General features: G+C 67.4%; 9 protein-coding genes and 1 pseudogene. 9 read left to right on the forward strand and 1 reads right to left on the reverse strand.

All coding sequences use genetic code 11. The features are described from left to right. The 4 genes and pseudogenes from ENZ74_RS15475 to ENZ74_RS15490 form a co-directional block, all read left to right on the forward strand. Window positions 1–550 (forward strand): annotated as a pseudogene (locus ENZ74_RS15475) (precorrin-3B synthase); the annotation flags it as partial. A 2-nt stretch (window positions 551–552) separates the two neighbouring features. Beyond that, on the forward strand, window positions 553–1,185 hold the full coding sequence (locus ENZ74_RS15480) for a precorrin-8X methylmutase (protein WP_063168243.1): 633 nt from the start codon (window positions 553–555) through the stop codon (window positions 1,183–1,185). Continuing rightward, on the forward strand, window positions 1,182–1,940 hold the full coding sequence (locus ENZ74_RS15485; RefSeq protein ID WP_013531083.1) for a precorrin-2 C(20)-methyltransferase: 759 nt from the start codon (window positions 1,182–1,184) through the stop codon (window positions 1,938–1,940). The genes ENZ74_RS15480 and ENZ74_RS15485 overlap by 4 nt, the downstream gene beginning before the upstream one ends. Continuing rightward, window positions 1,937–2,701: a precorrin-3B C(17)-methyltransferase gene (locus tag ENZ74_RS15490; RefSeq protein ID WP_063168244.1), complete on the forward strand. Its 765-nt coding sequence runs from the start codon at window positions 1,937–1,939 to the stop codon at window positions 2,699–2,701. The genes ENZ74_RS15485 and ENZ74_RS15490 overlap by 4 nt, the downstream gene beginning before the upstream one ends. On the opposite strand, the gene ENZ74_RS15495 is transcribed toward ENZ74_RS15490, so the two are convergent. Beyond that, complete coding sequence (locus ENZ74_RS15495) at window positions 2,665–3,441, reverse strand: cobalt-precorrin-6A reductase (RefSeq protein WP_063168245.1); 777 nt, start codon at window positions 3,439–3,441, stop codon at window positions 2,665–2,667. The two genes, ENZ74_RS15490 and ENZ74_RS15495, sit on opposite strands and share 37 nt — an antisense overlap. Before the next feature lies 1 nt (window position 3,442). Here ENZ74_RS15495 and ENZ74_RS15500 point away from each other — a divergent pair, with 1 nt between their 5' ends. The 5 genes from ENZ74_RS15500 to ENZ74_RS15520 all read left to right on the forward strand — a co-directional run. Further along, the gene (locus tag ENZ74_RS15500) at window positions 3,443–4,672 is read left to right on the forward strand and encodes a bifunctional cobalt-precorrin-7 (C(5))-methyltransferase/cobalt-precorrin-6B (C(15))-methyltransferase (RefSeq protein ID WP_063168246.1); all 1,230 of its coding nucleotides are present in this window, start codon (window positions 3,443–3,445) and stop codon (window positions 4,670–4,672) included. Continuing rightward, the gene (locus ENZ74_RS15505; RefSeq protein WP_013531079.1) at window positions 4,669–5,055 is read left to right on the forward strand and encodes a cobalamin biosynthesis protein; all 387 of its coding nucleotides are present in this window, start codon (window positions 4,669–4,671) and stop codon (window positions 5,053–5,055) included. Before ENZ74_RS15500 ends, ENZ74_RS15505 begins: the two co-directional genes overlap by 4 nt. Further along, window positions 5,052–5,816: a precorrin-4 C(11)-methyltransferase gene (gene cobM / locus ENZ74_RS15510; RefSeq protein ID WP_024501374.1), complete on the forward strand. Its 765-nt coding sequence runs from the start codon at window positions 5,052–5,054 to the stop codon at window positions 5,814–5,816. Before ENZ74_RS15505 ends, cobM begins: the two co-directional genes overlap by 4 nt. Further along, window positions 5,813–6,631, forward strand: a complete 819-nt coding sequence (gene cobA / locus ENZ74_RS15515) for a uroporphyrinogen-III C-methyltransferase (protein WP_063168247.1) — start codon at window positions 5,813–5,815, stop codon at window positions 6,629–6,631. Before cobM ends, cobA begins: the two co-directional genes overlap by 4 nt. Beyond that, on the forward strand, window positions 6,628–7,306 hold a 679-nt coding region (locus tag ENZ74_RS15520; RefSeq protein ID WP_127312850.1), incomplete at its 3' end, for a cobyrinate a,c-diamide synthase. The genes cobA and ENZ74_RS15520, both read left to right, overlap by 4 nt.

Here is a 7,306-nt window from a genome sequence, read left to right on the forward strand (position 1 = left end):
CCTCGCGCAAGCCGCCATCGCCCTCGGCACAACCGAAATCCGCCTCGCCCCCGGTCGTGCCTTGCTGTTCCTCGGGCAACCAACCGCCGCCAACCCATCGCTCCAACACACCGCCGCCATCCTCGGCTTCGTCACCGCCCCCGCCGACCCGCGCACGCGCATTGCCGCTTGCCCGGGCATGCCGGCCTGCGCCTCCGGCCGCATCGCCACACGCGACATCGCCGAGACGATCGCCGCTGAAACAGCCGACATCCTCGACTTCACCCTTCACATTTCCGGCTGTGCCAAAGGCTGCGCCCACCCCGGTCCGGCAGCGCTGACGATCGTCGGCGGCGAAAATGGAGCCGGACTTGTCGTGAACGCGACGGCAAAGGCCCTTCCTGCCGGCTACAGGCCGGGCTATGACGCCGCGCGCGGCATCGGCCGCGTCGCGGCGATGATCCGCAGCACACGATATCAAGGTGAAACCGCCGCCGCTTGCCTGACAAGGCTCGGGCCGGCCGGTATCGCCGAGGCCTACCGACAGGCCCAAACTGAAAAACGGAAATGAGCATGGCCGCCTACGACTACATCCATGACGGCACGGCGATCTACGAGCGCTCCTTCGCCATCATCCGCGCCGAGGCCGATCTGTCGCGCTTCTCCGAAGCTGAGGCCGATGTCGCCATTCGCATGATCCATGCCTGCGGCCAGGTCGAAGCTTCAAATCATTTTGTGTTCTCCAAGGATTTCGTTGCCGCCGCCCGCACCGCTTTGGCGGCCGGCGCGCCGATCTTCTGCGACGCGGAAATGGTCTCGCATGGCGTCACCCGCGCCAGGCTGCCGGCGGGCAACGAGGTGATCTGCACCTTGCGCGACCCGCGTACGCACGAAATTGCCAGGCAAATCGGCAACACCCGTTCGGCGGCCGCCATCGACCTCTGGGGCGAGCGCATGGCCGGCTCTGTGGTTGCCATCGGCAATGCGCCGACCGCGCTATTCTATCTCCTGGAAAAACTGCGCGATGGCGCACCGAAGCCGGCGGCCATCATCGGCATGCCGGTCGGCTTCGTCGGTGCGGCCGAATCCAAGGATGCGCTGGCCGAGAATTCCTACGGCGTTCCCTACGCCATCGTGCGTGGCCGGCTTGGCGGCAGTGCCATGACCGCCGCCGCGCTCAATTCATTGGCGAGGCCTGGCCTGTGAACGCCTTTCTCAAAGGCCGCCTCGTTGGCGTCGGCACCGGTCCTGGCGACCCCGAACTGCTGACCCTAAAAGCCGCCCGCATCCTGGCCGAGGCCGATGTCGTGGCCTATTTCGCCAAGCGCGGCAACAACAGCAACGCCCGCGCCATCGTCGAAGCGCAGTTCCGGCCCGAAATGACGGAATTGCCGCTGCTCTATCCCGTCACAACCGAAATCGCCAGGGACCACGACGACTACCGCTCGCAGATCACGGCTTTCTACGAGGAGTCGGCCGAAAAGGTCGCCGAGCACCTCGAAGCCGGCAGAATGGTTGCGGTGCTGTCGGAGGGCGACCCGCTGTTCTACGGCTCTTACATGCATCTGCATGTGCGCCTCGCCCATCGTTTTCCGACCGAAGTCATCCCCGGCGTCACCGCCATGTCCGGCTGCTGGTCGCAGACCGGTATTCCGATCGTCCAGGGCGACGACGTGCTCACCGTGCTGCCGGGCACGATGAGCGAGTTCGAGCTGACCCGCCGGCTGGCCGACACCGATGCCGCCGTCATAATGAAGGTCGGCCGCAACCTGCCCAAGATCAGGCGGGCGCTGGAGGCTACGGCCAAGCTGTCGCGCGCCGTCTATGTCGAGCGCGGCACCATGGCCGGCAGCGTCTCGATGAAGCTTGCCGACAAAAAGGACGACAAGGCGCCCTACTTCGCCATCGTGCTGGTCGCCGGCTGGTCCGGCCGCCCCGGCGCCGTGGGAGCGCAGGTATGAGTGGCCGTCTCATCGTCATCGGCCTTGGCCCCGGCAATGCCGATCAGGTCACCCCGGAGGCCAGCCGCGCTGTCGCCGAGGCGAAATTCTTTTACGGCTACAAACCCTATCTCGACCGGCTGGACCTGCGCCCGGACCAGACCCGCGTCGCTTCCGACAACCGCGAGGAACTCGCCCGCTCCAAGGACGCATTGAGCAAGGCTGCAGAGGGCCATGACGTCGCCGTGGTCTCCGGCGGCGATCCCGGCGTGTTCGCCATGGCGGCGGCCGTCTGCGAGGCGATCGAGGCCGGTCCGGTCGAATGGCGCGCAGTCGATGTCGCCGTGGTGCCCGGCATCACCGCCATGCTTGCGGTTGCCGCCCGCATCGGCGCGCCGCTCGGCCATGATTTCTGCGCCATCTCGCTCTCCGACAATCTAAAGCCATGGGAGTTGATCGAACTGCGCCTGCTGGCGGCGGCCGGTGCCGGCTTCGTCATCGCGCTTTACAACCCGATCAGCAAGGCCCGCCCCTGGCAACTCGGCCGCGCCTTCGAGTGCCTGACCGCCATCCTGCCGGGCACCACGCCGGTAATCTTCGGCCGCGCCGCCGGTCGCCCGGACGAGCGTATCGAGGTCTACCTGCTGGCCGATGTCGAGGCTGAAAAGGCGGACATGGCGACCTGCATCATCATCGGCTCGCCGGAAACCAGGATTATCAAGCGCACGGAGAAGCCGGCGCTGGTCTACACGCCGCGCTCGTCCACGGGACGGACAAAATGATCGATCCCAAATCGATCGACAATGGCGGCCAGCGCTTCGACGGTTTCAGCCGAGGGCACGTCCGGCAGATCAGGCCTGCGGATCATGACCACCTCGATGCCAAGCGCCCGCGCCGAGGCGATCTTGCCAAAGGTCGCCTCGCCGCCGCTGTTCTTGGACACCACGACATCGATGCGGTGCCTTTCGAGCAGCGCGCGTTCCTCCGCGTCGCGAAACGGGCCACGGGCCAACAGATATTCGGCGTCGGGCACGGCCAGCTTCGGCTCGACCGGATCGACACTGCGAATGACATAGTGGTGCTGGGGCGCTGCTTCGAAAGCCGCAACCTCTTGCCGGCCCAGTGCCAGAAAAACGCGGCGCGGCGCCGGTCCAAGCGCTTGCGCGGCATCGCCGACCGTACCGACCAACGTCCAGCGGTCGCCTTCGACAGGCTCCCAGCCGGGACGCCGCAGGGCAAGGATCGGCACGCCGGCCATGCGCGCGGCTTGTGCGGCATTGGCGGAGATTTGCGCCGCATAGGGATGCGTGGCGTCGATCAGCAGATCGGTGGCCGTTTCCGTGAGGTAAGCGGCCAGCCCGTCGGCGCCGCCAAAGCCTCCGCTTCGCACCGGCACGCCTTGCGCGACCGGGCTTTCGGTGCGGCCGGCCAGCGACAGTGTGACCGAGGCACGCGCCGCCAGTTTTCCGGCCAGTTGCCGCGCTTCGGTGGTGCCGCCGAGGATCAGGATACGGTGGGTCATTATGCCTGCTGAGCGTCAATCGCGAGCCGCCTGGCTGACAGTCGTCGGCATCGGCGAGGACGGTTTAGCGGGTCTCGGCGACGAGGCCAAGCAGCGGATTGCCCAGGCTGAGATCATCTTCGGCGGCAAGCGGCACCTCGCCCTTGTCGCTTCCTTCGCCAAGGGCGAGCCGCGCCCATGGCCGGTTCCGTTCGATGCCGAGATGGCTGACGTGCTGGCGCTCGCCGGCAGGAACGTCTGTGTGCTCGCCTCCGGCGATCCCTTCTTCCACGGCGTCGGCGCCACGCTCGCCCGCAAGGTCAAGGCGCAAGAGATGCACGTTATCCCCGCGCCTTCAGCCGTTTCACTGGCGGCCGCCCGGCTCGGCTGGGCGCTGCAGGATATCGAAACCGTCTCGCTGCACGGCCGGCCGCTCGACCTGATCCGGCCACTGCTGCAGCCAGGCGCGCGCATCCTGGCGCTGACCTCGGATGCAGAAGCCCCCGCGGCGATTGCCCGCCTGCTCGCGGAACTCGACTTCGGCGCATCGCGGCTGACGATCCTGGAGGCGTTGGGTGGGCCAAGCGAGACCCAGCGCTCGGTCCGCGCCGATGCCTTCGACCTCGAAAACCTCAATCCGCTCAACGTGCTGGCGGTCGAAGTTGAATCCGGTCCGGACGCGCGCGTGCTGCCGCTCACATCAGGCCTTGCCGATCACCTGTTCGACCATGACGGCCAGATCACCAAGCGCGAAATCCGCGCGATTACCCTGTCGGCGCTGGCGCCGCGGCGCGGCGAGTTGCTGTGGGACATCGGCGCCGGCTCCGGTTCCATCGGCATCGAATGGATGCTGGCCCACCCTTCGATGCGCACTTTTGCCATCGAGGCCGATCCGGTGCGCGCTGCCCGTATTGGCCACAACGCCGCCGCTTGTGGCGTTCCCGGCCTTGTCGTGGTCGAAGGCGCCGCGCCCAAGGCGCTAGCCAGACTGGATACGCCTGACGCGATCTTCATCGGCGGCGGCGGCAGCGACACCGGCGTCTTGAGCACAGCCATCAAGGTGCTTCGCTCGGGCGGCCGTCTCGTGGCAAACGCGGTGACGCTGGAGATGGAAGCCCTGCTTCTTGCCCAACATACGAAGCTCGGCGGCGATCTCACGCGGATAAACATCTCCCGGGCCTCGCCGGTCGGCTCGATGCCGGCCTGGCGGCCGGCCATGCCAGTGACGCAATGGAGCTGGATGAAGCCATGATGGTCGCAGGCATAGGCTGCCGAAAGGGCGTGGGCGTCGAAGAGGTGCTTGCGGCGATCGAAACGGCGCTGGAGGCGCATGGGTTGGCGATGACGGCGCTGTCGGCACTGGCGACTGCCGCGTTCAAGAAGGATGAAGAAGCGATCGCCGCCGCTGGCCGCACGCTGAGTCTTCCCGTCATCGTCGTCGACGACTCAGCACTTCAAGCTGCCTCGTCGGATACGCTCAGCCATTCCGATCTCTCGCAGGATGTTGCCGGCACACCATCGGTCTCCGAGGCGTCCGCCCTCGCCGTGGCCGGCACAGGCGCAAAACTGCTTGGCCCCCGCACCGTGCTCGGCCCGGTCACCTGTGCCATCGCCATCAGCGGAGATGCGCCATGACCGTTCATTTCATCGGCGCCGGTCCAGGTGCGGCCGACCTCATCACGCTGCGCGGCGCAAGGCTTTTGGCAAACTGCCCGGTTTGCCTGCATGCCGGCTCGATCGTCGCGCCCGAATTGCTGCAGCACTGCGCGCCGGGGACAAAGCTGGTCGACACCGCGCCGATGTCGCTCGACGAGATCGAGGCCGCCTATCTCGAGGCGCACAAATCAGGCCAGGATGTCGCCCGCCTGCATTCCGGCGACCTGTCGGTATGGAGCGCGGTCGCCGAACAGATCCGCCGGCTGGAAAAGCACGGCATCCCTTATACGCTGACGCCGGGCGTCCCCTCCTTCGCCGCCGCCGCCGCCGCACTTCGCCGCGAGCTGACCATTCCCGAAGTGGCGCAAAGCCTGGTGCTGACCCGCATTTCCGGGCGCGCCTCAAAAATGCCGCCCGGCGAGACGCTGGCCGGCTTCGGCCGCACCGGCGCCACGCTCGCTATTCATCTGGCCATCCACGCCATCGATCGCGTCGTCGCCGAACTGACGCCGCACTATGGCGGCGATTGCCCGGTGGCGGTCGTCTTCCGCGCTTCCTGGCCGGACGAGCGCGTGCTGACCGGCACGCTGGCGACCATCGAGGCACAGCTCGCCGCCGATCCGATGGAGCGCACGGCGATCATCTTCGTCGGCCGCTCGCTGGCGGCGCGAGGTTTTGGCGAGAGTTCATTATACGACGCCCATTATCAGCGGCGTTTTCGCGGACGGGACGGATTGTGAGCGGCAGCACCAAAAACACCGGCGAAAACGCCACGCTCGAAAAAGCCTTGTCCCGGCTGAACTTCAAGCCGCGCCAACTGGAGCCGGGCCATGTCTGGCTGGCCGGCGCCGGCCCCGGCGACCCCGGCTGCCTGACCCTGGAAGTGCTGGCGGCGCTGGCCGAGGCGGATGCGCTGGTCTACGACGCACTGGTGTCCCCTGACATTGTCGCAGTTGCGGAGAATGCCGAGCTTTTCTTTGCCGGCAAGCGCGGCGGCAAACCGTCGATGAAACAGGACGACATCACCGCCCTGCTGGTCCGGCTCGCACGCGAAGGCCGCCGCGTCGTCAGGCTGAAGGGCGGCGATCCCTATATTTTCGGCCGTGGCGGCGAAGAAGCTCTGGCGCTGGCGCGGGAAAGTATCCCGTTCCGCGTCCTGCCCGGCCTGACCTCGGGCCTCAGTGCGCTGGCCGCGACCGGCATCCCCGCCACTATGCGCGGCATCAACAAGGCGGTGATCCTGGCGACCGGCCACGCCGCCGGCACCGATGACGATCTCGACTGGGCGGCGATCGCCCGCACCGGCCAGCCTGTCGTCGTCTATATGGGCATGGCCAATCTGCCCTTGATATCAGCCGCCCTTCTCGATGGCGGGCTGGCGCCGTCGACACCGGCGGCTGTAATCGTCGCCGCGACGACGCCGCAGGAGCGGACCGTCGTCGCCACGCTCGCCACCATTGCCGAGGAAGCTGCGGCCGCCGGTCTGGCCTCGCCGGCGCTGATCGTCGTTGGCGGCATCGTTGCCATGCGCGCGGCCCTGGCGGGGCAAGCATGACGGCCCGCGCCATCATCATCGGCGCGCCGCGCTCCGGCTCCGGCAAGACCAGCGTCACCATCGGCATCCTGCGGGCGCTGACCCGGCGCGGGCTGAAGGTGCGCGGCGCCAAATCCGGCCCCGACTATATCGACCCCGGCTTCCACACCGCCGCCACGGGCCTCTCCGGTGTCAATCTGGACAGCTGGGCGATGCCGCCATCGCTGCTCAACGCCCTTGCCGCGCAAGCCGCCGATGACACCGATTTCGTCATCCTGGAAAGCGCCATGGGCCTGTTCGACGGGATACCCGCGGCTCCCGGCCGAACCGGCTCGGCGGCCGACCTGGCGCGGCTCTATGGCCTGCCGGTGCTGCTTGTGCTCGACGTCTCCGGCCAGTCGACCACGGCGGCGGCTGTCGCCAAGGGTTTTGCCACCTATGATCCTGACGTGCGCATGGCCGGTGTCGCGCTCAATCGGCTGGGCAGCGAGCGGCACCGCAAGCTGTGCAGCGAGGCCATCGAGGCGATCGGCCTGCCGGTCGTCGGCGCCATCCTGCGCGATCCCACTCTGAACCTGCCCGAGCGGCATCTCGGCCTTGTCCAGGCTGGCGAATATGACGACCTGATGGCGCATCTCGACCGGCTGGCCGACATGGCGGAAAAGTCGCTCGATCTCGATGCGATCATGGCCCTGG

Source organism: Mesorhizobium sp. M7A.F.Ca.CA.002.15.2.1 (assembly GCF_003998715.1).
Classification (GTDB): domain Bacteria; phylum Pseudomonadota; class Alphaproteobacteria; order Rhizobiales; family Rhizobiaceae; genus Mesorhizobium; species Mesorhizobium ciceri.